Annotated in this window: 22 protein-coding genes; 16 read left to right on the top strand and 6 right to left on the bottom strand. The window is 43.0% G+C overall.

Annotated features, from left to right (window positions below; all coding sequences use genetic code 11):
• Nucleotides 1-4 precede the first annotated feature (4 nt).
• Nucleotides 5-1,240, bottom strand: coding sequence for a lipoprotein-releasing ABC transporter permease subunit (locus DVY93_RS01450; RefSeq protein WP_230708535.1), 1,236 nt, complete (start codon nucleotides 1,238-1,240; stop codon nucleotides 5-7).
• A 451-nt stretch (nucleotides 1,241-1,691) separates the two neighbouring features.
• Between DVY93_RS01450 and DVY93_RS01455 the strand changes: the two genes are divergently transcribed.
• The gene (locus DVY93_RS01455) at nucleotides 1,692-2,666 is read left to right on the top strand and encodes a hypothetical protein (RefSeq protein ID WP_230708537.1); all 975 of its coding nucleotides are present in this window, start codon (nucleotides 1,692-1,694) and stop codon (nucleotides 2,664-2,666) included.
• 118 nt (nucleotides 2,667-2,784) lie between these two features.
• Here the strand turns inward: DVY93_RS01455 and DVY93_RS01460 are convergent, their stop codons facing one another.
• Complete coding sequence (locus DVY93_RS01460) at nucleotides 2,785-3,174, bottom strand: SCP2 sterol-binding domain-containing protein (RefSeq protein ID WP_193005121.1); 390 nt, start codon at nucleotides 3,172-3,174, stop codon at nucleotides 2,785-2,787.
• An 861-nt stretch (nucleotides 3,175-4,035) separates the two neighbouring features.
• Between DVY93_RS01460 and ccoN the strand changes: the two genes are divergently transcribed.
• The 6 genes from ccoN (at nucleotide 4,036) to DVY93_RS01490 (ending at nucleotide 10,049) form a co-directional block, all read left to right on the top strand.
• On the top strand, nucleotides 4,036-5,517 hold the full coding sequence (ccoN, locus tag DVY93_RS01465) for a cytochrome-c oxidase, cbb3-type subunit I (protein ID WP_193005122.1): 1,482 nt from the start codon (nucleotides 4,036-4,038) through the stop codon (nucleotides 5,515-5,517).
• Between the two features lie 9 nt (nucleotides 5,518-5,526).
• The gene (gene ccoO / locus DVY93_RS01470) at nucleotides 5,527-6,165 is read left to right on the top strand and encodes a cytochrome-c oxidase, cbb3-type subunit II (protein ID WP_193005123.1); all 639 of its coding nucleotides are present in this window, start codon (nucleotides 5,527-5,529) and stop codon (nucleotides 6,163-6,165) included.
• Entirely contained in the window at nucleotides 6,165-6,347 is a 183-nt protein-coding gene (locus DVY93_RS01475) for a cbb3-type cytochrome oxidase subunit 3 (RefSeq protein WP_183618778.1), read from the top strand. Before ccoO ends, DVY93_RS01475 begins: the two co-directional genes overlap by 1 nt.
• Nucleotides 6,344-7,480: a cytochrome-c oxidase, cbb3-type subunit III gene (gene ccoP, locus DVY93_RS01480; RefSeq protein ID WP_198334345.1), complete on the top strand. Its 1,137-nt coding sequence runs from the start codon at nucleotides 6,344-6,346 to the stop codon at nucleotides 7,478-7,480. The genes DVY93_RS01475 and ccoP overlap by 4 nt, the downstream gene beginning before the upstream one ends.
• Before the next feature lie 432 nt (nucleotides 7,481-7,912).
• Entirely contained in the window at nucleotides 7,913-9,322 is a 1,410-nt protein-coding gene (gene ccoG, locus DVY93_RS01485; protein WP_198334344.1) for a cytochrome c oxidase accessory protein CcoG, read from the top strand.
• A 145-nt stretch (nucleotides 9,323-9,467) separates the two neighbouring features.
• Entirely contained in the window at nucleotides 9,468-10,049 is a 582-nt protein-coding gene (locus DVY93_RS01490) for a FixH family protein (protein ID WP_198334343.1), read from the top strand.
• Nucleotides 10,050-10,182: 133 nt separating this feature from the next.
• On the opposite strand, the gene ttcA is transcribed toward DVY93_RS01490, so the two are convergent.
• A complete protein-coding gene (ttcA, locus tag DVY93_RS01495; RefSeq protein ID WP_198334342.1) occupies nucleotides 10,183-11,331 on the bottom strand; it encodes a tRNA 2-thiocytidine(32) synthetase TtcA in 1,149 nt (382 codons plus the stop codon).
• Nucleotides 11,332-11,729: 398 nt separating this feature from the next.
• On the opposite strand from ttcA, the gene queC reads away from it, so the two are divergent.
• The 8 genes from queC to DVY93_RS01535 all read left to right on the top strand — a co-directional run bounded on the left by queC (nucleotide 11,730) and on the right by DVY93_RS01535 (nucleotide 21,108).
• Nucleotides 11,730-12,509 (top strand): 7-cyano-7-deazaguanine synthase QueC, encoded by a 780-nt coding sequence (queC, locus tag DVY93_RS01500; RefSeq protein WP_193005128.1) that lies wholly within the window; start codon nucleotides 11,730-11,732, stop codon nucleotides 12,507-12,509.
• Nucleotides 12,510-12,737: 228 nt separating this feature from the next.
• Nucleotides 12,738-13,067: a hypothetical protein gene (locus DVY93_RS01505; RefSeq protein WP_193005129.1), complete on the top strand. Its 330-nt coding sequence runs from the start codon at nucleotides 12,738-12,740 to the stop codon at nucleotides 13,065-13,067.
• 165 nt (nucleotides 13,068-13,232) lie between these two features.
• Nucleotides 13,233-13,730: a peroxiredoxin gene (locus tag DVY93_RS01510; RefSeq protein ID WP_230708539.1), complete on the top strand. Its 498-nt coding sequence runs from the start codon at nucleotides 13,233-13,235 to the stop codon at nucleotides 13,728-13,730.
• 96 nt (nucleotides 13,731-13,826) lie between these two features.
• On the top strand, nucleotides 13,827-15,323 hold the full coding sequence (locus tag DVY93_RS01515) for a dihydrolipoyl dehydrogenase (protein ID WP_230708541.1): 1,497 nt from the start codon (nucleotides 13,827-13,829) through the stop codon (nucleotides 15,321-15,323).
• A gap of 80 nt (nucleotides 15,324-15,403) precedes the next feature.
• Nucleotides 15,404-16,600, top strand: coding sequence for a mechanosensitive ion channel family protein (locus tag DVY93_RS01520; RefSeq protein ID WP_230708543.1), 1,197 nt, complete (start codon nucleotides 15,404-15,406; stop codon nucleotides 16,598-16,600).
• Between the two features lie 114 nt (nucleotides 16,601-16,714).
• A complete protein-coding gene (gene rlmKL / locus DVY93_RS01525) occupies nucleotides 16,715-19,009 on the top strand; it encodes a bifunctional 23S rRNA (guanine(2069)-N(7))-methyltransferase RlmK/23S rRNA (guanine(2445)-N(2))-methyltransferase RlmL (RefSeq protein ID WP_230708548.1) in 2,295 nt (764 codons plus the stop codon).
• A 231-nt stretch (nucleotides 19,010-19,240) separates the two neighbouring features.
• Complete coding sequence (locus DVY93_RS01530) at nucleotides 19,241-19,816, top strand: TerD family protein (protein WP_193005134.1); 576 nt, start codon at nucleotides 19,241-19,243, stop codon at nucleotides 19,814-19,816.
• 227 nt (nucleotides 19,817-20,043) lie between these two features.
• Nucleotides 20,044-21,108, top strand: a complete 1,065-nt coding sequence (locus DVY93_RS01535; protein ID WP_193005135.1) for a DUF475 domain-containing protein — start codon at nucleotides 20,044-20,046, stop codon at nucleotides 21,106-21,108.
• A 269-nt stretch (nucleotides 21,109-21,377) separates the two neighbouring features.
• On the opposite strand, the gene DVY93_RS01540 is transcribed toward DVY93_RS01535, so the two are convergent.
• The 3 genes from DVY93_RS01540 to DVY93_RS01550 form a co-directional block, all read right to left on the bottom strand.
• A complete protein-coding gene (locus DVY93_RS01540) occupies nucleotides 21,378-22,259 on the bottom strand; it encodes an IS982 family transposase (protein ID WP_230708550.1) in 882 nt (293 codons plus the stop codon).
• A gap of 65 nt (nucleotides 22,260-22,324) precedes the next feature.
• Entirely contained in the window at nucleotides 22,325-24,448 is a 2,124-nt protein-coding gene (locus tag DVY93_RS01545) for a KAP family P-loop NTPase fold protein (protein ID WP_230708552.1), read from the bottom strand.
• Nucleotides 24,449-24,523: 75 nt separating this feature from the next.
• Nucleotides 24,524-25,183 (bottom strand): 7-cyano-7-deazaguanine/7-aminomethyl-7-deazaguanine transporter, encoded by a 660-nt coding sequence (locus DVY93_RS01550; RefSeq protein WP_230708554.1) that lies wholly within the window; start codon nucleotides 25,181-25,183, stop codon nucleotides 24,524-24,526.
• 327 nt (nucleotides 25,184-25,510) lie between these two features.
• On the opposite strand from DVY93_RS01550, the gene DVY93_RS01555 reads away from it, so the two are divergent.
• The gene (locus tag DVY93_RS01555; protein ID WP_230708556.1) at nucleotides 25,511-26,086 is read left to right on the top strand and encodes a TerD family protein; all 576 of its coding nucleotides are present in this window, start codon (nucleotides 25,511-25,513) and stop codon (nucleotides 26,084-26,086) included.
• Nucleotides 26,087-26,286 lie beyond the last annotated feature (200 nt).

A 26,286-nucleotide genomic window follows, 5' to 3' on the forward strand; every position in this document is an offset into this window, starting at 1 on the left:
TGGACTACTCATAACGTAGCGTTTGCGCTGGCTGAATTTTAGCCGCACGCCTTGCTGGATAGATGGTTGCCAAAAAGCTCAGTACAAACGATGCACCAGTAATTAACACCACATCTAGCAAACGCAACTGCGATGGCAGGTAGTTCACAAAATAAGCATCAAACAGATTCAGACCAAAGACTTGGTTAATAAAGCCCAAAATATCACTGACTGTGAGTGCAAATATAATACCCAATATCGTACCAGCAATCGTACCGATCACACCGATGACCACGCCTTGTACCATAAAGACTTGCGTAATCAGACGAGGAGATGCGCCAAAGGTTTTTAAAATCGCAATGTCTGCTTTTTTATCCGTCACGAGCATGACAAGGCTGGAGACGATATTAAAGGCAGCGACTAAGATAATAAGGAACAGCAGCAACCCCACCATGGCTTTTTCCATCTGAATTGCACCAAACAAATTGCCGTGAGTTTGCGTCCAGTCATTAGGATACAACTGCTGAGGTGCTATCGCGGCGGCTTTTTCTGCGGCTATTGGCGCTGTAAAGATATCATTGAGCTTCATGCGCACGCCCTGCGCCCCATCTGGAAGACGTAGCAGTTTTGCGGCATCACCCATGGGAATAAAGGCCATGAGACTGTCTACTTCTGGACTAATGGTAAAGATACCTGTCAAGGTAAAACGCTTAAAGCGCGGAATCACACCTGCGGGTGAAGGTGAAGCCTCTGGCAGCACCAAAGTCACTTTATCCCCTAACTGCAGCCCTAACGACTGCACCATCTCCTCCCCCAACACAATACTAAAGTCGCCATTTTGTAAAGTGTCAATACTACCTTCAATCATGTGCTCATTGATGATGGAGACGTTTTTTTCATATTCAGGATCAACACCAGTCACCATAATACCTGCGACCTGACCATTTGAGGTCAACATCCCTTGCAGCTGGATAAAGGGCGCCACGGCTGCCACTTCTGGGTCTTCTTTAATCTTGTCAGCCAACTGCTTCCAGTCGCCGATAATCTCCGTTGAGACCACCGTTGCTTGCGGTACCATACCCAAAATACGGGTTTTTAGTTCACGGTCAAAACCATTCATGACCGATAGCACCGTGATCAATACGGCTACCCCAAGAGTCAAACCAATCATCGAGATAAGCGATATGAAGGAGATGAAACCATTACTACGCTCTGCTCGGGTGTATCGTAAGCCGATAAATAACGCTAAAGGACGAAACATATTCAAACTCTTTATCTTATCTACGTGCGACTTTATATAGGCTATAAAACGAGCAATAGCAAATGCATGGTATGCTTGCATTTGCCCCACTCACATATAAATCGAACACAACAACAGGGTTTCAGACGAGCCAAAGATGGCCGTCAAAAGGGAGCTAGTTTGACACAATTTGACTGAGATGTGCCAGTCATTAGCAAAAACTGGCGGTATTTTTTGGTAAAAAATCCGGTTTTGTTACTATTTTTTATGAGGGACTTGCTATTACTTGCGTCAATACCTATATATTGTATGCTAAGGACAATTGTCATTCACCGTTCATTGTTGTTTGTTGACCCTTTGCTGATGACAAATTGCTGACGATCAAAAACCAATCATGTTAAATATTGGCTGATACGTAAGCAATAGCAGTTTTAGGTCCAAACCTCACGCTGACTTAACTTTGAGTATCTTCATGACCATTAATTATCAATATAAAAACATCCAGTCTCCCACCAAAATCACCTTAACTGATGAGCAATCTGCGGGCCATGCCGACCATTGGCGCATTCTGACCGATGACATGAGTCATGACGTACCAGAGTGGTTGCAAAAAATGATTGAACAAGCAGCGATGCCTAAAGGCCTAAATAGCAATGTGAGCGCTCAAGATAGCTGCTTACTGCTGTCTGAAGATCAGCCTTGTCACATCAATCAAGTACTCGCGATGAAAAATGGTAAGCCTGAGTGCTTTATCAACGCCTACCCTTGTGTGGATAGCCCTTATGGACTCAATTGTAAAATTGAGCGCGTCATCGCTAATGACAACTCACACGATGCGGTCCTACGTTTGCGTACCGCTGATGGCAGTATCATTTATGCTTTTGACCAACTTTACACCACCAATCGCCATTTGTATCAGCGAGAAACCTCTTATTTTGTGAATTTGAGTGCGTGGGCGCATGAGATTAAACTGAGTGATCAAGACGAAGTCATTATGGTTGAGGATCAAGAAGCCATCCGCTACCACCGTGCGTTTAACGACATTGTGGCGGCCAATGATGGCAAGCTACCAGATGACCTACAAGAGCAAATTAAAGCATGGAAGCCAGAAACCAAAGAGCAAATGGCGCCTGTAGAGATTAATCTGGGTCATATGTGTGCGTATCTGTTTGGTGATACTCTAGGGCAAGAAGATGAAGCATGGTGTCAAGGTCAGGTGCTCGGCAAACAAGAGACGGTGTTTAACGAAAAGTCAGTTATTCTGTTTGACGTGGTGATACTACGTGAGCAAGACGCCGATCCATTTGTGGTCCGTATTGGCGCGCTTAATACCCCAGAGACGGCCTCTATTAAAGTGCAGGACTATGTACAAGCAAACGTCTGGCTCCAAGCGGCAATCTATAAAGAAAATCAGGACAAGACAACACAGCCATCAAAAGCCAGTTAATGAAACGATAAACACGCTTTACTGTTGACGGTAACCATAAAAAATCCCCTAACATCAATTAGGGGATTTTTTTGCCAAATGGACTCTCACGGTTCAAAAAAACCGTACAACTTTAAGATCAAGCCATCGTCGTCATTGATTTGATACGGGTGTACAGCTCTTTTTGCTCGGCGCTTGGGCGAGCGGTCTGTACCGCCATTAATTGTGACATATCGCCTTCTACGCGAATCTTGCCACTCATAAATGCACCCATAATTTGATTGGTATCAAAGTCTGTGATGATGGACTGTAAGATACTACGATCAAGTAATAAAGTCGTCGTTGCCGAGTCATTTAAGCCGCGATGCAGTAAACCATTAGCAAAGTTAGCTTCGATATCTTTCTCAGTGTCAGAGACTTTTAGGTTGACGATCATATTTGCAAGTGCTGGTGGTAAGTTAAGCTCGCCTGCTTCACGGCCCATTTGTTCAACTTGCTCAAACCATTCATCTGTCAAAAATACGGCCATATTATTGTCCTTAATTAGTATTATATTAGGCAAAAGTTTTTTAGTATCCTCGCCTAACTGGGTACCAAATTATAAAGTAGTTGCTGATAACAGCGGTATAAAAGAACGCCACTATCATTCGTGTTCGGCCTTATTATAAAGGGCGGCTCGATGATAAGTAAAACCTATTTATCTCTGTAAGGTTGCTATTGTTACAAAAGTCCTTCTCTCAGTCATGCCAACGCTGGGCAATGATCTGTGATTTCCTCACTCAAACGTACCGCTAGAATAGTGACAAAATAGAGTATAAAATAGGGCGATAGCGTCTTAATAATAAGTTGCTCGCTAGTATTTTTACCAAAGAGTTTGTATTTTGCCGCATAGTTCTGATGATATTTCATTAGGATTGCGTTACAATACCCTTAAACAGAGTCAGGAGTTTTAACTAAACATTACGTAAACATGTTTTTTTGTCAGCTGCCGCTAGCACACATCTAGGGTTAATGTGTTTTTTACGATCCTATGGATATTAGTATCTATCTTCATTCGTACAGATTTTGGGTAATAATTAAGATAAATACTTAGCCTCATGAGATGTTTGATGCTCAAAAACGGCGCACCTTCTTATTTACTTTGACGTTTTATTAATAATCCTACTATCAATTAGCGACAAACGCAGGGCGTTTGCAACGTCTCTTCTGTCTACTAATACTAGCTGATGTAGAGCGAAAGCTTAGATTGATAGTTAATAACGTGACTGTCATAAGTAGGTCAAAAAACAGCATGTACCGCAATCGTTATCTGGTGATTATTTGTATAGTACAGATGATGCGGAGAGTTAGTTAATTCTGTTGATAATTCGGGCTGTAAAGGAATCATCCAATGAGTTTACAAAACACAGCAGTCGCCCCAGTGGACCGTGAGTACGAAATTACTGTCGTAAGATTCTTTACGATAATGGCCGTGGTATGGGGCATCGTCGGCATGAGTATTGGTGTGTTCATTGCTTCACAGTTAGCATGGCCAGCACTAAACTTTGACATCCCATGGCTGACCTTTAGTCGTTTAAGACCGCTACATACTAATGCGGTTATTTTTGCGTTCGGTGGCTCGGCCCTGTTCGCAACGTCTTACTATATTGTTCAGCGTACCTGTAAGACAAGGTTATTCGCGCCTTATTTGGCTTGGTTTACTTTTTGGGGTTGGCAAGCGGTTATCGTATCAGCCGTCATTACCCTTCCTTTAGGTTTGACCACCTCTAAAGAATACGCGGAGCTTGAGTGGCCAATCGATGTTTTAATTGCTTTGGTATGGATATCTTATGCCATTGTCTTTTTCGGTACGCTCATCAAACGTAAAACCTCACATATCTATGTGGCTAACTGGTTCTTTGCAGCCTTTATCATTACGATTGCCCTACTGCATATCGTAAACAGCATGGCGATTCCTGTTAGCGCATTTAAGTCTTACTCGTTATTTGGCGGTGCGACCGATGCGATGGTGCAGTGGTGGTACGGGCATAACGCGGTAGGTTTTTATCTAACGGCAGCGTTCCTTGGAATGATGTACTACTTCGTTCCAGTACAGATTGGTCGTCCTATTTATTCTTACCGTTTGTCGATCGTTCACTTTTGGGCATTGATTGCGTCATATATGTGGGCCGGTGGTCACCATTTGCATTATTCAGCGCTTCCAGATTGGACGCAGTCATTGGCAATGGTCTTCTCAATCATCCTATTCGCACCATCTTGGGGTGGTATGATTAACGGTGTACTAACGCTATCAGGTAGTTGGGATAAATTACGTACCGATCCAATCATTCGCTTTATGATTGTGGCATTGTCGTTCTACGCGATGTCGACGTTCGAAGGCCCAATGATGTCTATCAAGACCGTCAATGCGCTATCGCATAACACGGATTGGACAGTCGGTCACGTACACTCAGGGGCACTTGGCTGGGTAGGTATGATTACGATTGGTTCACTATACGTATTGTTACCACGTATCTATAACAAACCAAAAATGTATTCTATCAGCTTAATCACGACGCATTTTTGGCTGGCGACAGCGGGTACTATCTTCTATATCGTATCCATGTGGATTTCAGGTATTGGTCAAGGCATGATGTGGCTGGCGACTAACCCAGATGGTACGTTGGTATATAGTTTCGTTGATACCGTTGAATTCTCGCATTTCCCGTATATTGGTCGTGCTTTTGGTGGCCTATTATATGTATCGGGTATGTTTGTGATGGCATATAACGTTTATAAAACACTTAAGATGCCAGAAGGTAAGCCTGTCGATATCGCAGATCCTACTGATCATGAACCTAGTGTTGATAAACCTTCGGCAGCTAACGTATAAGGAGCGATCATGTCTGGTACACCGCATGAAATTATTGAAAAAAATACAGGCTTGTTGGTTATCGGTATCGTTATTGCTATTAGCTTTGCAACGCTAGTTGAAATCGTACCATTGATATATGACAACAAGGGTCCTGAAGAAGGTGGGGTGAATGCTCCCCTGCCCTCTATGGAGCCATGGACTGCACTAGAATTTGAAGGTCGTGACATCTATATTCGTGAAGGTTGTCACGTTTGTCATACTCAGATGATTCGTCCACTACGTGCTGAAGTTGAACGTTATGGACCATACTCACGTGCTGCTGAATCTACGTGGGATCACCCATTCTTATGGGGCTCAAAACGTACTGGACCTGATCTGGCACGTGTTGGTGGACGTTATTCTGAAGACTGGCAAAAGCAGCATTTGATCGATCCACGTTCACTGGTCCCTGAATCAGTCATGCCTGGTTTCCCATGGCTGGCTACCAACGAAGTGAATGGTGCAAACGTTCAAACTAAAATGCGTCTATTCCGCGATCGCTTTGGTGTACCTTACACTGAAGAAGATATCGAAGGAGCACCCGATGCTGTACTTGGTGCCACTGAACTTGATGCTTTGGTCGCTTATCTACAGCAGTTAGGCACCGCGATGGAAGGACAGCGCTAATGGGTATTGGTGAATTACAAACAATTGCGACCGTTTCTGCCTTTGTTGCCTTCGTAGGTGTTGCATGGTGGGCGTATTCGCCAAAAAACAAAAAACGCTTCGAAGAAGATGCACAACTTGCGCTTGATGACGAGGATATAGAATCTCTGTCTGAAGAGCAGCGCAATAAGGATAAACGATGACATTTTTTTGGAGTTCTTGGATTACCATACTAAGTATCATGTGTTGGGCTGCTATCCTCGGTGTCTTACTAATGGTATTGAAGTACAAGCCAGAACTAGAAGAGGACGGTACCACAGGCCATGCTTATGATGGCATTAAAGAGTATGACAAGCCATTGCCTAAATGGTGGCTAGTGATATTTTTTGGTTCTATCGTTTGGGGTATTGCATACTGGGTATTTTTTCCAGCTATTTTTCCGTCAAAATGGGACGGTATTGCCACCGTAGAAGTCGATGGCGAAACAGTACCATGGTCTTCTAAAAACGAGCTGTATAGTGAGCTTGAGAGCAATAACAAAGTATTTACGGATAACTTTGAACAAAACATCTTAGCAAAAGCGGATGCCAGCGGGGCCACATCGACTTTAGCGACACTTGCGGATATGCAAGCGACGATGCGTCATAGTGATAATCCGCCAGCAGATCTGCAAACTCAGATTGATGAAAAGGTGGCGGATCTCGCTCCCTATGTAGAAAAGTTATCTGAAAACCCCAATGCTTTAAAAGTGGGTAGCCGCTTGTTTCTACAGAACTGTTCAGTGTGTCACGGCTCTAACGCTAAAGGTGCCACAGGTTATCCAAACTTAACCGATAATGATTGGTTATATGGCGGCGCCCCTGAAAACATCTTGACGACGCTGCATAACGGCCGAGTCGGTGGTATGGCAGCGTGGCGTGATCAACTTGGTGAAGATGGCATACGTGCGGTATCTGAATACGTGTTATCGATATCAGGCAACCAGCCAGGTTACGATCTTGATCAAACGAAGGTCGCTCAAGGTAAGGTCATCTTTAATGAGCCTACCAACTGTGTGCTTTGCCATGGTGAAGACGCTAAAGGTATGAACTCTACTGGCGCGCCTAATTTAACGGACAATACTTGGTTATATGGCGGCGATCGCGAAACCATTCGTGAGACTTTACGTTATGGTCGTGCTGGTGTGATGCCTGAATGGCAAACTAAGTTAGGTAATGAGCGTATTATGCTTCTTGCTGCTTATGTTTACTCACTGTCAGATAAGACCGCGCAGCCTGCTAAAGCAGCAACTGCTACCACTGAGGTTCCAGAAACTGTGGAAGCGACTGTTAACTAATATAGTTTCGTTATATGCTGTATTAGAAATAAATGGATAAGTGTCAAAAAAGGGAGAACTGTAAAAACAGTTCTCCCTTTTTATACGTCTGTCATCAAGCCTTTATTTAGGGCATCTTGCACGACTGAGCTATCGATAATTATTACTATATATTATTTGCTTTTTAAGATTATCACCCCATTTATAGTAGGGAGAATGTTAAAATAACGGCACCTAAAAACCGTGTATTAGTCACTGGTTTTAGCAGATCTTACCGATTCTCATTTAGCTATATACAATCGATCATTTGGTAGGTGGATTCGATACTTTGTGGTTCAAAGTTCGCGCCGCTACTTACTGACATTGATAACATCGCACACTCATACATCTCATTATCAAAGGTGTTTGTTCATCATGCCAGCAAACTGATTCTTTTTTAAAAGAGGCACGTTTATGTCAGCACAACAACCCAATAAAATTCCTGTACAGCAAGTTGATCTTGATGCCACCAAACATCGCGTTCACCCTAGGTTTGTCACAGGTTTTTATCAAAATATTCGTGTCATCACGATGTATGCGCTTTTGGCTGCGTTTCTGCTTTTGCCGTGGCTACGATATAATGGTAGACAAGCAATATGGTTTGATGTTCCCTCACAGCATTACTATATTTTTGGCATGACGTTTTTGACCCAAGATTTTTACTTTATTGCTGCGTTTGCCATCATTGCAGCTTTTACTTTGTTTATGGTGACCGTGTATGCAGGGCGCGTTTGGTGTGGCTATGCCTGCCCCCAAACGATTTGGACGCATCTTTATCAGTATGTCGAAAAGTGGGTCATTGGTGATCGCAACAAACGAATCAAATTTGATAAAGAACCGCTGAGCGCAAAAAAAGTATTTAAACGCTCTGTCGTATATTTTATTTGGTTTGTATTTTCAGTGATTACAGCAGCGACTTTTGTAAGCTACGTCGCTGGGACAGATTATTTGTATCAAAGCTGGCAAATGATAGGCTTCATACCACTTCCCGACTGGCCAACGTGGGTCTGGATATCGATGTTTATCTTTACGTTTGCAACCTATGCTAATGCCGGTTACATGCGTGAGCAAATGTGTATTCAAATCTGTCCTTATGGCCGATTCCAAAGTGTCATGTTTGACAAGGATACGCTGATTGTCTCCTATGATTATGAGCGCGGCGAGCCACGCGGCCCTCGTAAAAAAGGCACAAATCCTGAAGATTTAGGCGATTGTATCGAATGTCAAATGTGTGTGCAGGTCTGCCCGACTGGTATCGATATTCGAGACGGTTTACAGGTTGGATGTATCCAGTGCGCGGCTTGTATCGATGCGTGTAATGAAATCATGGACAAGGTCGGCTACCCACGTGGGCTTATCCGCTATACGACAGAGCGTCAATTGGCAGAAAAAGAGCCAAGCCGCGTGTTACGCCCACGCTTGTTTGCTTACTTAGCGTTGTTAGCCATATTATGTGGTGGCGTCATATATGCTTTGACGGACCGAGTGCCGTTAGAGATTGATATTCGTCGTGACCGTAATCAGTTGTCTTCAGTCAATAATCAAGGCATGATTGAAAACAGCTATATCGTTAAACTGACCAATAAGACGCAGGACGCTCATTCTTATACGATAACCCTTGCACCGCAAGAGGGTTTAAGCTTAGAGCTGCGATTTAATGATGTACCCCTAGAAGCGGGCGAAAGCTTTGATATGCCCGTAAGTATCTATGGCGACCCCGATGTGATTGAGTTTGGGCAAACCCCTGTGACCTTAAATGTGACCAGTGAAGATGGCCAGTACAAGGTCAGTAAGCAAAATATTTTTACCACTCAAGGTCAGTAAGTTATTAAAAGTCTAGCTATGTAGTCTGTTATATTGCATCCGTTAGTCAAGGACTAACGGGGTTACGATTTATCATAAAACTGGCAGTATTTAGCCGTCAGATTATCCGTCGATACAGTTAGTCGATACAGTTAATAGGTATTTTATGTCTACTCCAGCACCGAACTTTAAGCATCAAGACACGCAGCCATGGTATAAAAATTACATGGTCGTTATCTTTGTGATTGGCATGCCAGCTGCGGTTGTGATCGCCTGCCTTTGGTTTGTTTATTATTCTTATCAAATCCGTGACAGCGTGGTACGTGACGACTGGTATATGGATGGCAAGACACTTTATCAAGATGTGTCACGTGACAAGCTCACGGCTGATTTAGACTTGCATGGCAAAATGCAGTTTGCTGATAATGGCGAGATTGTTTTTTATTTAAATTATCCTGAGCAAAGCTTGCAGTCAGGTAAACTACTGGATGGTACGCCGCTCGTTTATCCAGAAAAGCTGGACCTGTCTATCTCACACGCAACTGACGTCAAAAAAGATCGTGATGTGGTGCTTCAGCATGTCGAGGGCAATAAGTACAGCGCGCAAGTAGACATGGATCCTATAAAAGCCAAGTACTACTTGCAAGTAAGTAATGACGGTAAAGAAGATTGGCGCATGCAAGATGTCGCAAAATTGCCACGCTCAGAGGTTAATTTCGATCCATTACCTGTTTTTGCCGAAAGTTAACGTTTACCATTACCTCATCTGACAATGTAAAAAAACCAGCCATACTAAATATGAGCTGGTTTTTTTATGAGTTATTTAACGGCTCAGGCATGCCCTCATTACTCTTAAAACGAGGACACGCTCTGATAAACCGTTAAAGAACAGGATTAATGGTTGGGATTTTCTGTGTGCTACGGCTGCCCTCTGCCGTTTTATTCTTACTTGCCGAATCCTGCTTATCGCTAGCAAACTTCGAGCTAAACGTCTGCGCTTTTGGCGATACTGGCAAGCCAATCTCCGCCAAACTGTCGGTCTGCCCTGCTTGAATATTATCCCCTTCAAATAAACGCTCATTATCATCACGGTCAAGACTTAACTGTTCAAAATCAAACAACTCACGATCCGCTAACTGTGACGGTGCCACGTTTTGCATGGCTTTAAAAATGGACGCCAAACGCTGAGGGTGCGCATTATCCCACTCTCGCAACATGTCGTTGATGATCGCACGCTGTAGATTAGTTTGGCTACCGCATAAATTGCAGGGAATAATGGGAAATTCTTTGAGGCGAGCATAGTCAATGATGTCTTTTTCTTCGACATAAGCCAATGGGCGAATAAGTAGGTTTTGCTTGTCGTCACTGAGCAACTTAGGAGGCATCGATTTGAGGGCACCTCCATGAAACAGGTTTAAAAAGAAAGTGGCCAACATGTCATCACGGTGATGACCCAAGGCAATCTTGGTCGCTCCAATTTGTTTGGCAAAGCCGTACAGAGAACCGCGACGTAGGCGCGAACAGGCTGAGCAATACGTTTTGCCTTCGGGCACCACGCTTTTGACAATACTATAAGTGTCTTTTTCTAAGATATAGTGAGCAATACCCTGCTCGTTTAGATAAGCGGGCAAAATATCTTCAGGATAGCCTGGCTGCTTTTGGTCAAGATTGACCGCAACGATATCAAAACTAATGGGTGCGATGCGCTTGAGAAGCAGTAGAATGTCCAGTAGTGTATAGCTGTCCTTGCCCCCTGACACACAGACCATCACCACATCACCCTCTTCGATCATGTTAAAATCACGAATCGCCCAAGACACTTGCCTACGTAGTTTTTTCTGTAGCTTACGAAACTGTGCCGACTCAGTGGGCGCTGACTGCCCAGTCACAGCACTGTCTTCATAATCCTCATCGTCAGCGCCATCATCGTATTCCATGCCATCCATATTAGCGTCTAAAGCATGGTTATCTAAGCCAGTATCATCAAAATCAGGTGTAATTTTTGGCGTAAACAAGGTCGCTGCGGTCATAAGTTACTCAATATCTTTACAAGGGTGGTTTTGCTATGAAGCCATTGGCCATAAATTGGGATGATAAAGCAGTGAGCAAAAATCATTAGCACGCCTACTTTAGAAGCAGGATTATAACAAATATTGCTAATAGATTGAAAATATGACATTAAATTATAAAGTTAAACGTCACAACTTCTTTATTACCCAAAGCTCCTTTATTTGTGAGTCTCTTTATCAACGATCACTTTGTCTCAGTAGCACATTTTATACACACAGATTTTTTAAAGCGACGGGAGTGGGATAAATAACTCAATACACTCTACAGGTAAGAGCGCTTTTATCATGGCCACATGGTTCTGTAATGGAGCGATTTTTGCTAAAATAACCATTTACGTAAACCAATAATAGATACCACTATGACCAACGTTACCTCGCAAAGCCCTTCTAGCACTCAAGCGTCCGATGCTAACTTACCTACCTCGCATAAACATCAAAATGCCGTCGTGCTACTGTCAGGCGGGCTAGATTCGGTCACTTGTTTGTATTGGGCCAAGGCGCGCTATGCCTCTGTGACGGCAGTCAGCTTTAACTATGGCCAACGTCACAATAGTGAGCTTGTCGCGGCCAAAGCCATCGCTGAGGCAGCCGAGGTCAATCACAGAATTATCGATATTGATATCGCTCAACTTGGTGGCTCCTCCCTGACTGATCACAGCATGATTGTGCCTGACGGTGATGCGGATAAGTTCCCTGATAAGAAACGCGATGAGATTGATAACGATGCCATTCCCAATACTTATGTGCCAGCGCGTAACACGATATTTTTATCTTACGCATTGGCAGTCGCCGAAGTAACCGATGCCAATCATATCGTCATTGGCGTCAGCTCAGTCGATTATTCTGGGTATCCTGACTGTCGTCCAGAATACATTGCCGCCTTTGAGCACATGGCCAATCTTGCCACAAAAGCTGGCGTCACAGGTCACCACCTGTCTATTCAAACGCCGTTGCAGCAGCTATCAAAAGCGAAAACTATTGAGCTTGGTTTGTCACTCGGCGTTGATTATGGGCAAACGATTTCTTGTTACCGGGCTGATATCAACGGTCTTGCTTGCGGAGTCTGCGATAGTTGTGCGCTACGCCGTCAAGGATTTGCACAGGCTGGCGTCACTGACCCAACCCTCTACCAGTCTTAATAGACAGTATTTGCCCTAGCAAATGGCGGCAGTCAACACTAGCGAAACATTCGCTTGCATTAACACAGCACGTCGCCGTTGTATTTTAATCGCTATACTTGTTATGGTATGAGCGATTGCATTTATCATGAGATATAAGCAGCGTTACGGATTACTCACCTATTAGCGAATTGAGTCTAATTTGAGTACAAAATCTAAAAAACTGATACCACATTTACGAGGACATTTATGAAGTTGTTGCCAGTATTACCTCTAGCCCTAGCGGCCATTTTTGCCATGCCACAAGCAAATGCTGTTGACATTAAACAAAAAAATATCAATACCTGTGTCACTGGTGCGGTCAAATATAAAGTCGCTGATAAAGGCGATGCGACCAAACTGTGTAATTGCACGATTGGTGTACGCAGCAATATGACTATCGGTCAAATGTGGGAAATTGAAAGCTACGCGCAAGACAAAAAAGACCCTTCAAACCTACCATATGTGAAAAAAATGCAAAAAGATTTACAGCAATGTACGGTAGGCTTAGATCTCAAGCAGCCACAAAAATCGGCTTAATGTACAACTTGTTTGATATACAAAAGACTGGTCATTGCCAGTCTTTTTTGTTGCCAATGCAGCAGCAAAGTGTAAAACTGATGAGGTATTTCTACGAATCTGCTTATAATAACAACATGATAAATATAACCCGCGCCGGTAATCGCAACCAATAAGGATTTTATAATGGCAAAGCCAACCACAGAAAACACGACCTTACCTGACTTCCCCGTCACCCTAGTACGAGCGCTAGATGGACATGTGATTCACGATGAGATCAGCCTCAAAGACATGCTAGCCAATACCGATAAAGGGCTTATTCTTTACTTTTATCCAAAAGACAATACGCCAGGCTGTACCACACAAGCAACAGAATTTACTGCTCGTCTTAATGAGTTTGATGATTTGGGCTATGACATTATTGGGGTCTCACGTGATAGCATTGAGTCGCACGAAAAATTCATCACCAAGCACGATTTACATATTGCACTTGTCAGTGATAGCGACGAAAAACTGTGCCAGTACTTCGACGTCATCAAAGAAAAGAACATGTATGGCAAAATAACGTTAGGTCTGGTGCGTTCGGCATTTGTGTTTAATGCAGAGGGCAAACTGACACACGCCCAACGAAATCTACGCGCCAAAGGCTATACCGAGCGCTTGCTTGAGACATTAGCGTCTTAATCTGCATCAACTACAAAACAGGTATGACAAAAACCTGATGCCAAATGCTAAAAGTAACCGTTAACACCCACTAAGCCTTTACTATTTGAGAGCGACATGAATAAAAAATCTGGCACTTCTGCTGATGACAGTAAACGTAAAGTTACTCGCAAAGTCACCGTTGCCGTTATTGGCGCAGGTACTGCTGGCCAAAATGCCTTTCGTCAAGCCAGCAAAATCTTTGATAATATCGTTATTATTAATGAAGGATTTTGGACAACCACCTGTATCGCCGTAGGTTGTATGCCAAGTAAGCTGTTGATCGCGGCAGCTGATCGGGCGCACGAAGCCAATCATTCTGCTGAGTTTGGCGTCCATGCCACCGCCCAGATAGATGGCAAACAAGTCATGCAGCGCGTACGTGATGAGCGCAGCCATTTTGCAAGCTATATCAAAGAGCAAGTAGACAGCTGGCCCGATCATAAAAAAATCGCAGGACGTGCTTGTATCAATGAGCACGGATTGATTGAAGTTAACGATGAGGTGATTGAAGCCAGTAAAGTTATTGTCGCTACAGGTAGCTCGCCATTTATCCCCGATGGTTGGGCTGAGAAGCTCGGCCATACCTTGCTGACCTCTGATACTGTCTTTGAGCTAACCGATTTACCAAAATCAATGGCAGTAGTGGGTGCAGGGTCGGTTGGGCTGGAGCTTGCGCAAGCGTTCACTCGCTTGGGCGTGGATGTCACTTTGTTTAATCGTGAAAAGCGCGTTGCAGGTCTGAAAGATGACGATATTAACAATAAGGCTATCGATTGCTTAAATCGTGAGCTGACCATGCATTTGGGTAGTAAAATCAGTAATGTGGGCACCCAAGCAAACGGCAGCAATAACAGCTCAGCTGCATTCATTGACTATGAAGACAGTGCTGGTGAGTCTCAGCAGTGGCAAGGTGAATATGTACTAGTAGCGACCGGTCGCCGCAACAACATAAAACAGCTGGGTGTTGAATACTTAGGCGTGGAGCTGGATAATAAAAACCGCCCCAAACACCTCAGTGAAAAAACGGGGCAAATTGGCGATTTAAATGTCTATATCGTTGGTGATGCCAATGTCCATCTCCCACTGCTACACGTCGCCAGTGATGAAGGCTATAGTGCTGGTAGCATGGTCTGTGACAATAAAAAAGCCGCCTACATTCGCCCACCAGCCACGCCATTCTCTATCGTGTTTTGCGCTCCCCAAATCGTCAATGTCGGCCTGTCTTTACCAGAAATTCAACAAGATCCAACTTTAGAATATGTCATCGGCAGGGTAAGCTTTGACAATCAAGGTCGTAGTCGCGTCATGGGCGTTAACTGTGGTCTGCTACATATTTATGGCTGCAAAAAAACCGATAGAATACTGGGTGCCAGTATGGTGGGGCCTGATGCTGAGTATATCGGTCACATATTGGCCACCGCGATCACCAATGATTTAAGTATCAAAGCCATGCTTGACACGCCTTTTTATCATCCTACGATATTAGAAGGACTACGGACTGCGCTACGTGACGTTCAACAGAAAATGGAAATCCCTTATCAATACCATGACACACAAGAAGCGAGCTTTTAAACATCGGCAGTGCTATGGTTGAATGTTCAGTACGCCTTAACAGTTTGAGACAATTTAAAAAACTTTGCATGGACTAAAAAATGCCAATCGCTAGTGTTACTGATTTTTTTAAAGAGATCATTCGTGACCTCCATACTAGCCTATATCTTGCCCTTGGTGGCTCCATAGACGAGGAGAAACTTGATTGGTCTTCTAAAGCGGTAGAGCTTGTGAGTACTGGTATAAAAATCCTCATACTGCTGGCAGTATTGGGATTTTTTTATTGGCTCGCTATTTACATCGTCAAGCAAAGTAGAACGAAAATTCGCTTGAATGAACGACGCACTAAAATTATCCGCTCGGTGCTACGCTACATTTGGATTGTGGCCAGCCTGATCGCCATCATGAGTCAAATTAACTTTGAACCCGAAACGGTTAAAGCCACCGCTAAAGCCAGTACTTGGGCTGGTATTTACTACGTGCTTTGGACCTCATCGGGCCAGATTATTCATAGGGTTTTGCAGCACTATGGACTCAATGCTTCTATAGAGCAGCTCCTGCAAAACATCTTATCAGTGCTCCTGTTAGTACTTGGTCTTGCCAGCGTTATGGCGCAATTTGGCTTCGATATTGTTTCACTAGTGGCCGGTTTGGGGATCGTAGGTTTGGCCGTGGGTTTTGCCGCTCAGTCGACCCTTGCCAACTTTATCGCTGGTATCACTATTTTGCTGGAGCAATCCTTTCAAGTGGGTGACTGGATTCACATCAATGAAAATGAGGGCCGCGTCGTACTTATCGCCTTACGCACTACCCATATTTTGACCCGAGACAACATCACCGTTATTATCCCAAACTCCAACGTTGCCTCCTCCGAGGTGACCAATCTGACCTCCAAAAACTTTATACGCTTTGACATTCGGGTACGTATTGCTTTTGAAGACGATATTGACACTGCGCGTAAAGAGATTTTGCAGGTCCTTACTGACACCGAGGTGGTGCTCAGCCGCCCTGAGACCTCGGTCACCGTAGCGGAGATTGGTGAGTATGGGGTGTTCTTTATTGTACGTTTTTGGGTAAAGCCCGCCGCCGTTGCGCGTATGCCCAAGATCAAAGAAGGTCTCACAGAAGATATCAAGCGTGCCCTTGATGCCGCTAACATCTCTACCCCTTACCCGCATATGCGTTTGCTCATGCCAAAAGACGTTGAATACCCTATCGCCACCAAACCTTTTGCGACCACCACTCAAGTGGTATCAGACTCACTGCCACTGACCAAGAATGATGCGTCAAAACAGTAGAGCGTAGGGCGTATCCTCATTTTGGACCATCCTACCCTGAATTATGATAAAATTACTGGTTAAACCGTCTATTTTATTTTTTGCATTTTGTCCATTTAGCCCACAGGTATCCGTATGACCCTAGCAACCGCCCCCGCCTCTTCATCAGCGTTATCGCTTGATCTTATCATCACCTGTGCCGATGGGCTTGAGGCACCGCTACAGACTGAACTGACAAGTTTTGGTATTACAAGCGAAATCAAAAGTACGGGCCGTCTCTCAGTAACGGGTGACTTACGCGATCTATATACTATCTGCCTGTGGTCACGTGTGGCCTCGCGGGTATTAATGCTCATTAAACGCAAAAACATCAATATGGAATACGATGTGGCCGAGCAGCTTTATGGTTTGGCAAAATCAGTCAATTGGACTGAGCAGTTTAGTTTGGAGCAAACCTTTGCGATTCGTTTATCCGTCGATAAGCGCGTCGCTGTCAGTCAACAGTTTGCAATGCTGCGTGTCAAAGACGCGATTGCTGATACGTTTAATGAAGTTTACGACAGCCGTCCTAACGTCGACAGCAAAAACCCAGACTTTTCTGTCTTTGCGACCGTAAATGACAAGCAAGCTGAGCTGTATCTTGATTTGTCAGGCACCAGTTTGCATCGCCGAGGCTATCGCGTCGCGATGACCGAAGCGCCGTTAAAAGAAAACTTGGCGGCCGCCCTACTTTATAGCGCAGGCTGGCATAAGAAAAATGAAGCAGGCAATGCGCCTTTTTATAATGCTTTAGTCGATCCGATGTGTGGCTCTGGGACCTTTATTATTGAAGCGCTACTCATGCATTGCGATTATGCAGTCGGTATCGATAAAGCGGCCAATCAATTTGGTTTTTACCAATGGCAACATCATGATGAGGCGCTGTGGCAAGAGATGATCGATGACGCCCAGACACGTTTTCGTGAAGCATTAGAGATTGCCAATGAACAACCCGATACCTTACCGCTGATTTTGGGCTTCGATGCCGACAGTGGCGCCATCATCGCGACAGAAAAAAACCTCATCGCTGCAGGGTTGCAAGATTTGCTACCGCTACTCGACATTGAGACCCGTGCCTTGGATCAACTCAGTACAGCTCTTCAGCCACTGGTCGATGATGGTCGATTGACTAATCCTCTTATTATCACCAACCCGCCTTATGGTGAGCGTTTGGGTGATGAAGAGATGATTAAGCCGCTATACCATGCGCTGGGGCTTATATTACAAGACAGTTTTGCAGGTAGCGGAATCGATCCGATGCTTGGTATATTGGCGTCCAACGTCGAACAAGTCGATATCTTACCTATTAAAGACCCAAAAACCTTGCGCTGTCACAATGGTGCCATCACCGTGTATTTCCGTTATGGGGCGTTGATAGCGGGACAGACTGGCAACCTTGTCAGTCGCTTTGAGAAGCGTGAGATTGCAGTGGAAGACGGCCAAGACTTCATTAACCGCTTGCAAAAAAATCTTGCGAAACTAAAAAAATTGGCGAAAAAAGACAATGTAAGCAATATTCGTGTATATGATGCTGACTTGCCTGACTTTAAGGTAGCCATCGATCTTTATGGCGACTATGCCCATGTACAAGAATATGCACCGCCCAAAACCATTCCGCCAGAGACCGCAAAGAAACGCTTCAATTTAGCGTTAATGGGCATTCGTGAAGTGTTCGATATCAACCGCGAGCAAATCTTTATCAAAACACGGGCGCGTCAATCTGGAAATGATCAATACAGCAAACAAGGCAGCACAGAAAAGCGTGGCAAGTTTTATGTCGCTCGTGAAGATGGCGCCTATTTCTACGTCAACTTTACCGACTATCTCGACACAGGATTGTTCATTGACCATCGCAATATGCGTGCCCGTATTAAAGACAACAGCCGCGGTAAAGCAGTATTGAACTTATTTGCTTATACTTGTACAGCGAGTGTGCATGCGGCACTGGCAGGCGCTAAAAAAGTCACCAGTGTGGACTTGTCACAAAACTATCTGGATTGGGGCAAACAAAACTTTGTGTTAAATGGTTTGGATGTCAGCCGCAATAAGTACCAATTCGTTGCCGCCGATATTTTTGAGTGGATTAAAGACAATACCGAGCAATTCGATGTTATCTTTATTGATCCACCGACCTTTTCTAATTCCAAAAAATTCCAAGGTACCTTTGACGTACAACGCGACCATGCTGCCCTTATCAATCGTGCAATGAACCGTTTGACCTCTGATGGTGTCTTGTATTTCTCTAATAACTTTACGCGTTTTGAGTTAGATGAGCAGCTGATCGAACGCTATGACATCACTGATATCACCCAAAAAACGATAGGTTTTGACTTTAATATCAAAAAACCCATACATCAAAGTTTTGAGATTCGTCATCGCCAGAGTTTGTAAGTGTGCATTGGTGAATGAGCATTTCTAGCTGATTGCAAATACCAATGACCGCTGCCTTGGCGTCTTCACCTTAGCGTGAATACTCAACTTATATAAAACATAACAGTGACCTAATCAGCTTTGATTGGGTCACTTTTTGTTGTTATGATAGCTCATTGCTTTTGTTCTCATTATTTTTATGTCGAATATTTTATAAAATAACTCACTGACGCTAACAACAAGGACAACACCATGGCTTTATCATTGAATAAAGGCGGTAACTTATCGCTAACGAAAACCGACCCAAATTTAACCAAGCTGCTGATCGGTCTTGGCTGGGATGAACGTGCAACCTCTGGTGCTGAGTTTGATCTTGATGCGAGTGTTTTTTTATTAAACACGGCTGGCAAAGTGCGTGGCGATCACGACTTTATCTTCTATAACCAGCTAAAATCTGATAATGGCGCGGTTGAGCACACTGGTGACAATCGTACTGGTGAAGGGGATGGCGATGATGAGCTCATCAAAGTAAACCTTACCCAAGTACCTGCTGATGTCGATAAAATTGTCGTCACCGTGACCATCCATGAGGCTGCTGCTCGCAATCAAAACTTTGGTCAAGTAGCCAACGCTTTTATTCGCGTCGTGAACGAAGACACGGGTACGGAAGTCGTGCGTTTTGACTTGGCAGAAGACTATTCTGTTGAAACCGCAATGGTGTTCGGCGAAGTGTATCGCCATAACGGAGAGTGGAAATTCCGTGCCGTTGGTCAAGGCTATTCAGGCGGCTTACAAGCCATGTGTCAGCAGTATGGCGTTGACATCTAGATCACTTATCTACTGATGTCTAAGCGACTATTGGCACAGCTAACTTATCCAAATTTTACGACATTTATAGTTGCAAAATAGCCACAATTATTGGTAGCCAAATGACCAATAATGCGCTATGTTTCATTTGAATTTATGTATAAAAAGTGGTTAGCAATAGCCGCTTTTTTGTGGTGTGTGTCTATACTAGACCGACCTTAGCTTTACGCAACCAGACAGGATGTGTCATGAGACATTTTTATTTAGACTTTATCTTCACGGCCATTGCCTTAGCGGTAGCGGCATGGTGGGGATATTCACATGGCGGTATTGGCGGCATGTTAGCCACCTTATCTATTACCGCTATTTTGGCCGTCATGGAGATTTCATTATCGTTTGATAATGCGGTGGTCAATGCTTCAGTCCTTAAGGGCTGGGACGAATTTTGGAAAAAAATATTTTTAACTGTTGGTATTTTGATCGCTGTATTCGGTATGCGTTTGGTATTCCCCATTGTCATCGTCGCCGTCACGGCAGATCTTGGCATGATGCAGGTTATCGATTTGGCATTGAACAATCCTGAAGAGTATTCAGCAAGATTAATGGCGCACCATGCGGAAATTTCAGCCTTTGGTGGTATTTTCTTACTACTTGTCTTCTTAAACTTTGTGTTTGATGACAAAGACGTGCATTGGTTTGAGTGGCTAGAGAGCCGTTTAGCCAAGCTGGGCAAAGTTGATGCTATGAGCGTCTTCGTTGCGCTTATCGTCTTAATGATCTCAGTGTCTTGGGCAACCGCTGAACAAGCTTCTGCCGTGTTGATCGCGGGAGTTTGGGGCATCTTGGTTTATTTAGGTGTACAAGTAGTTTCTGGTATGCTTGAGGGCGATCTTGAAGAAGAATTGGATGCGCAGGGCAATAGTACTGGTGCGGCAACTAGCGCCATTATGAAAGGCGGTATTATTGGTTTCTTATACTTAGAAGTGCTTGACGCCTCTTTTAGTTTCGATGGTGTGATTGGGGCGTTTGCCATTACCAATGACGTTATCGTTATTATGCTGGGTCTCGCCATTGGTGCGATGTTCGTACGTTCTATGACTATCTTTTTGGTAGATAAAGGAACGCTTGATGAGTTTATCTATCTTGAGCATGGCGCGCATTATGCCATCGGTGCCTTGGCAATCATCATGCTCCTATCTGTGAAGTTCCACGTACCTGAGCTGATCACCGGTCTTATCGGTATTGCCTTTATTGGTTTAGCGTTATGGGCGTCACTTAGACACCGTAAGCAAGAAGCAAAATCGATTACCTAGTGTTTAGATGATCTGAAGTAACCAGTTTTTTCCTTAAACTTAAAGCGTTATTTATAACAGGTTATATCAAGCAATTGGTATGACCTGTTTTTATGCTATTAAATAATAGGATTATAACTGTGCCATTGCATTTACTAACATTCCTACTCTTCAGTATTATCAAGCTCAGAATTTTCTTGTCTCAATATTTCATTATAATAAAGCCAAATAAACTGTCTTACAAATAACCCCAGTTCGGGATAAGCTACATTGTAACTCATTGATACTATTTACAATGTTGCTACCTGTCCCTGCTGAGGCATATTTTTGATGGTGGGTTTATAGGGAAACCAGCAATAAGCAATTAAACCTGACAGCAAGTTTGTGATAAACCCCGTGACACTACGATGGCGTGAGTGTTCGATTTGGCACAAGTTTTTAAGCTCTCCAAACACCGTTTCAACCAAAGAGCGATGATTGAGTAGTGCCTCATCCATAGGCTCAAGTAATTGGGGTTTCATATTACGCCGAAGTTTGGTTATCAACGTGGTATCACTGTGTTTTGTGAGCCACTCGTTTAGGGCTTTACTGATATAGCCTCTATCCCCAAACACCTTGCCAAACACAGGCGTTGCCATATCCTTAACAGGCACTCTGTCATCCGTATTACCCGCAGTGACTTTGACGGATACAAGCTCGCCCTTATGATTGATAATGGCGTGCAGCTTAAAGCCATAGAACCAGCCCATGCTGCTTTTGCCTCGGGTTGCAAGTCCCTTAAAGACTTTATGACGGTAGATACGCTTGTTATGACAAACTGCTATCTTGGTTGAATCAATATAGCTGATACCCGTACAGTCGCCCATCATGCTTTGCAAGTAGCTGCACAGTGGCATGATACTGCGCGGCACAAGCTCTATAAATCGCGAGTAGCTCGGCAGATTTGGAAACTCCCGTTTCATCATGCCAAGCATGTGATGGTAGTAAAACGCCTTAAACTGTCGATACCGCAGTTGATGAAACAGTACCAAGATGGTCATAATCTCTGCTACACTTATCTGGCATGCTCTTAACCTTTGGTGTCCCGTTGCGATTAAATGAGCCTCAAACTCAGGTTTGAATTGCTGATAAAAGTCGTCAATATGGCAGTATAGTTCGGTTAGGTTGTCCATGTAAGAAGTCCTTTTTGCTTAAGTGGTCTTGGTAAACTTACTTTAGCAACTTCGGACTTCTTTTTTTATCTTTTTTTTGAGCCCTTATCCCGAACTGGGGTTATAAATAGCAACTCTTCATCAGTATCTTCATTATTTAACCTCGAAGGGTATTTATCTGAAGTATTAAGCTCGTTGGGGAAATGAGTACGAACAGCTGCCATTAAAATTGAGGCATCTATGTATTTTGATAGTGTATCGCATTCATTCCTTGTAAAGTCTTCTTGACCTGACCTACCTGTTCCCGTAGTCCAAATAGGAACATAACTCGATATGAGATACTGAACTGAATTTATATCGTTAACCTTTTCTTGCGCATACTGATTTAAGTATGTAGAAGAGTGGTATCTATGTACTATCCAGAAAAGCTTTGCAAAGCTTATACTTATATCGTTAATACGATTTGTTTCCAAGTAAGTTACTATCTCTGAAGCTAAGTATTTACCAATTTCGTTCATTTGGTCTTTAGCTAAGCAATCTTCGACAGAGTTATCTCTACCTTCATGTCTTAACCAACGGAACACCTCTACCTTGTATTCTAGATCGTTAGTAGCATCAAAGGATGCTTTTATCATTTTAACACGGCGACTATTGTCTACCGTCTGAAATAGGTCAGATAGTAACATTGCTGATTGAGAAAACGAGTCTGTCCACGTAGCTCCTTTGACTTGAGTAAAGTTGTTACTAACCTGACAAATTGCTATTGCTAAAGCCTCAGCTGTCTCTTCATTAATATCTCTAAACTTATTTCCTAATTTTTTTATAACTGTGTTTGGATTATTACTCAATATTAGTTGAGCCAAAGGATTAGAGCTAATTGAAGAATCCCACCCATCTAGTTCTTGTATCATATTGCTAACTTCAAGGTCTGAAATATCATTTTTTGATATAGAATAGGTAAAGTATCTTGAAAAATAACTGTCTGAACAGATTCTTTGGTTTTCATTCCAGGCGGAATACCAGTCAGAGCCAAAACTGACATTGCCGTATACTGATTGTAGTTTAGGAAACAATTCTTTTAATAACTTAATGAAGTTTTCCTTATTGGCAGAATCATTCTGTCCTAAAGAGTTTTCAATCAATTGATTTACCTGCTCTTTTTTATGTTCATCATTATAACTGTCACCAAAACTACCAGAAAAAGTACCAGTGAATAATGATTGGTTCACTCTCAACACTTCGTAAAGCTCTGGACAAAATACTCTAATGCCTTCTATCAACATCAGATCTACTACATTTATCTCACCTTTTAATATAGGTAATGAAAACATCAATATATTACCGTACAGTTTGGCTCTTCGTGGCGTAGTCAAGCAGTCATCAAATGCCAAATTAAAGCTCTTTACGAACCTTTGAACTTGCTCTTGATTCAAGTCTATTTCTGCTACGCTCAAAGCCTCGTTAATACCATCAAAGCAAAACTGACGTAATATATCCTTCTCAACTAGAGGTAAATGTAACGGTATTTGAATAATTTTTTCTAAAAAAGCATCACCTGAGTTACCATGAGAGTTTGAGTATCGATCTTGCAGCGATGAAGCAACGATATCTTTATCGAAGGCTAAAATGTAAGAGGTATATTTGAAATCTGCTGTTAGCTTTACTAATCTGAATAAAGCATGAATTTCAGACTTATCTAACCTATCTACATCATCTATTAAAATTAATACTCTTTTCTCAGCTCTCTCTAGTAGCCTCTCTGTTCTTTCTTTAAATTCATCAATATCCGGCATAGAAATAAACGAATCAATAATTTCTCCAGCTTCAGCTGTGCCAGCTAACGAAGCCAAAGGTTTAAACACTTTCCTAAAAGTAACTTTTAGCTTATCTCCTGCTGTATCTAACTTTACATTTAATGCTTCTGCTATTTCATGAAAAAAAGCCATCAGCAATTGGTCTTCTGTACCAAAGCGCCAAGGATTAAATTTAATACAGATAACCTTTTCGTCTGAAGCTAAAGAAGACTCTATAAAGTTTAGAACAGAAGTTTTACCGTCGCCCCACTTGCCATACAAACCGATGACGATACTGCTTGGATCACTTCTTTTAGAGATTACTTGTGCGACTCTTTCAGAAAAATTCCATCGAGAAAAACCATCTTCTTCCTGAATATGAACAGGCGCATCAGATGAATATATTCTATTGTCCATACGATTTCCTTGTTGCCGTTATATTTTTTGATACAAAGCAGTATTAGCCATTTACTTATATTCACCTTATTATCTTTACTTCCCTCCCAGCATTTTTTGCAACTTTGCCAACACCACACCATATAGCGGTAAAAAGATACACACACCCATCACTATCTTAAACAAGTAGTCTATCGCGCCAATCTCAACCCAGTGCGACGCCATAAAAGGGTCTGGGCTTTTATAAAAAGCGATGGCAAAAAAGCAAAAGCTATCGACCAGATTACCAATAAACGTCGATGCTAAGGGCGCAATCCACCAGACGCTAAGACGGCGCAATCTATTGAACACTTGGATATCTAACAGCTGTCCGACGACATAAGCGCTAAAGCTTGCAAGCACAATGCGAAAGACAAACAGATTAAAATCTAACAGGTGCTCATGACCAATAAATTGACCATTTAAAAACACCACTGAAAAATAATAAGAAATCACCAGAGCAGGCAGCATCGCAAAAAAGATAATGCGTCTTGCTAAATGCTGACCAAAGACACGCACGGTCAAATCAGTAATCAAAAAGATAAAAGGAAAGGTGACCGCGCCCCATGTGGTGATAAAGCCAAACAGCTCCACAGGTATCTGCACCAAGTAGTTACTACTAGCGATGATAAAGATATGCAGGCTGACCAGCCAAAATAGAGCGCGGCTATAGCGAATGGGTTCAATGGGGGTTGTCAAAACAGTACTAATAGTCATAAAGTGGCCTTTTTTTACATCAGGGTAGAGGGAACCTGAGCGCGCTATTATAAATCATATTCAGACAAATAACTAAACTACGTCTGTTATATCAATAACATCAACATCACTTTGTTATAAACAGAAAGATAGATGTCATATAGTCACACAAAATACGACTTGCTTACTAAGCAAACGCTTAGTATAGTAAAACGTAACGATAGACAGGGCACGGCGTACGGGTATATTCATTTAAACACCGAGGTTCATACGCTACTCACTGACCTATTTTTAGTTCGTTTTTCTTATAATCCAATCCACTCAATTATTAATCCAAAGGATATTTCTATGGCTATTAGCTTAACAAAAGGCGGCAACGTAAACTTATCAAAAGAAGCGCCAGGTTTAACCAATATTACAGTCGGTCTTGGCTGGGATCCGCGTGCCACTGATGGCCAAGAATTTGATTTGGATGCGATTGGTTTTTTGGTCAATGAAGCTGGTAAAGTTCGTAATGACCAAGACTTCATTTTCTTTAACAACTTAAAATCAGACAACGGTGCCGTTGAACATACTGGTGATAACCGTACTGGCGAAGGTGATGGCGATGACGAAAAAATCAAAATCAACCTTGCTAACATCCCATCTGATGTCAGTAAAGTAGCGATCTGCGCCATCATTTATGAAGGTCAAGGCCGTAACCAAAACTTTGGTCAAGTTGGTGACGCTTACATCCGCGTTGTAAACGACACTGGTAACGCTGAAATCGCTCGTTATGATTTGTCAGAAGATGGCAGTACCGAAACTGCGATGATTTTTGGCGAACTATATCGTCACAGTGGTGACTGGAAGTTCCGCGCGGTCGGTCAAGGCTTCAGTGGCGGTCTTGGGCCATTAGCGGCCTCTTATGGCGTCAACGTTTAACGCTAAGATCATCCTTTATCGTTTCATAAATTAGTGAGTGCAATCAGACGTCTGATTGCCCTGTAGATAAGCCATCAAGTGCGCCCTACCGAAGCGTTTGATGGCTTTCAATGTAATTGGTTCACGCAAATTTCAGCAAGCAGAGAAAAGACGTTGAAAGAATCCATTATTTAATACCCTATCTATCAAGCACCCATATT

This window comes from Psychrobacter sp. CCUG 69069 (genome assembly GCF_021023115.1).
In the GTDB taxonomy this organism is placed as follows: Bacteria; Pseudomonadota; Gammaproteobacteria; order Pseudomonadales; family Moraxellaceae; genus Psychrobacter; species Psychrobacter namhaensis.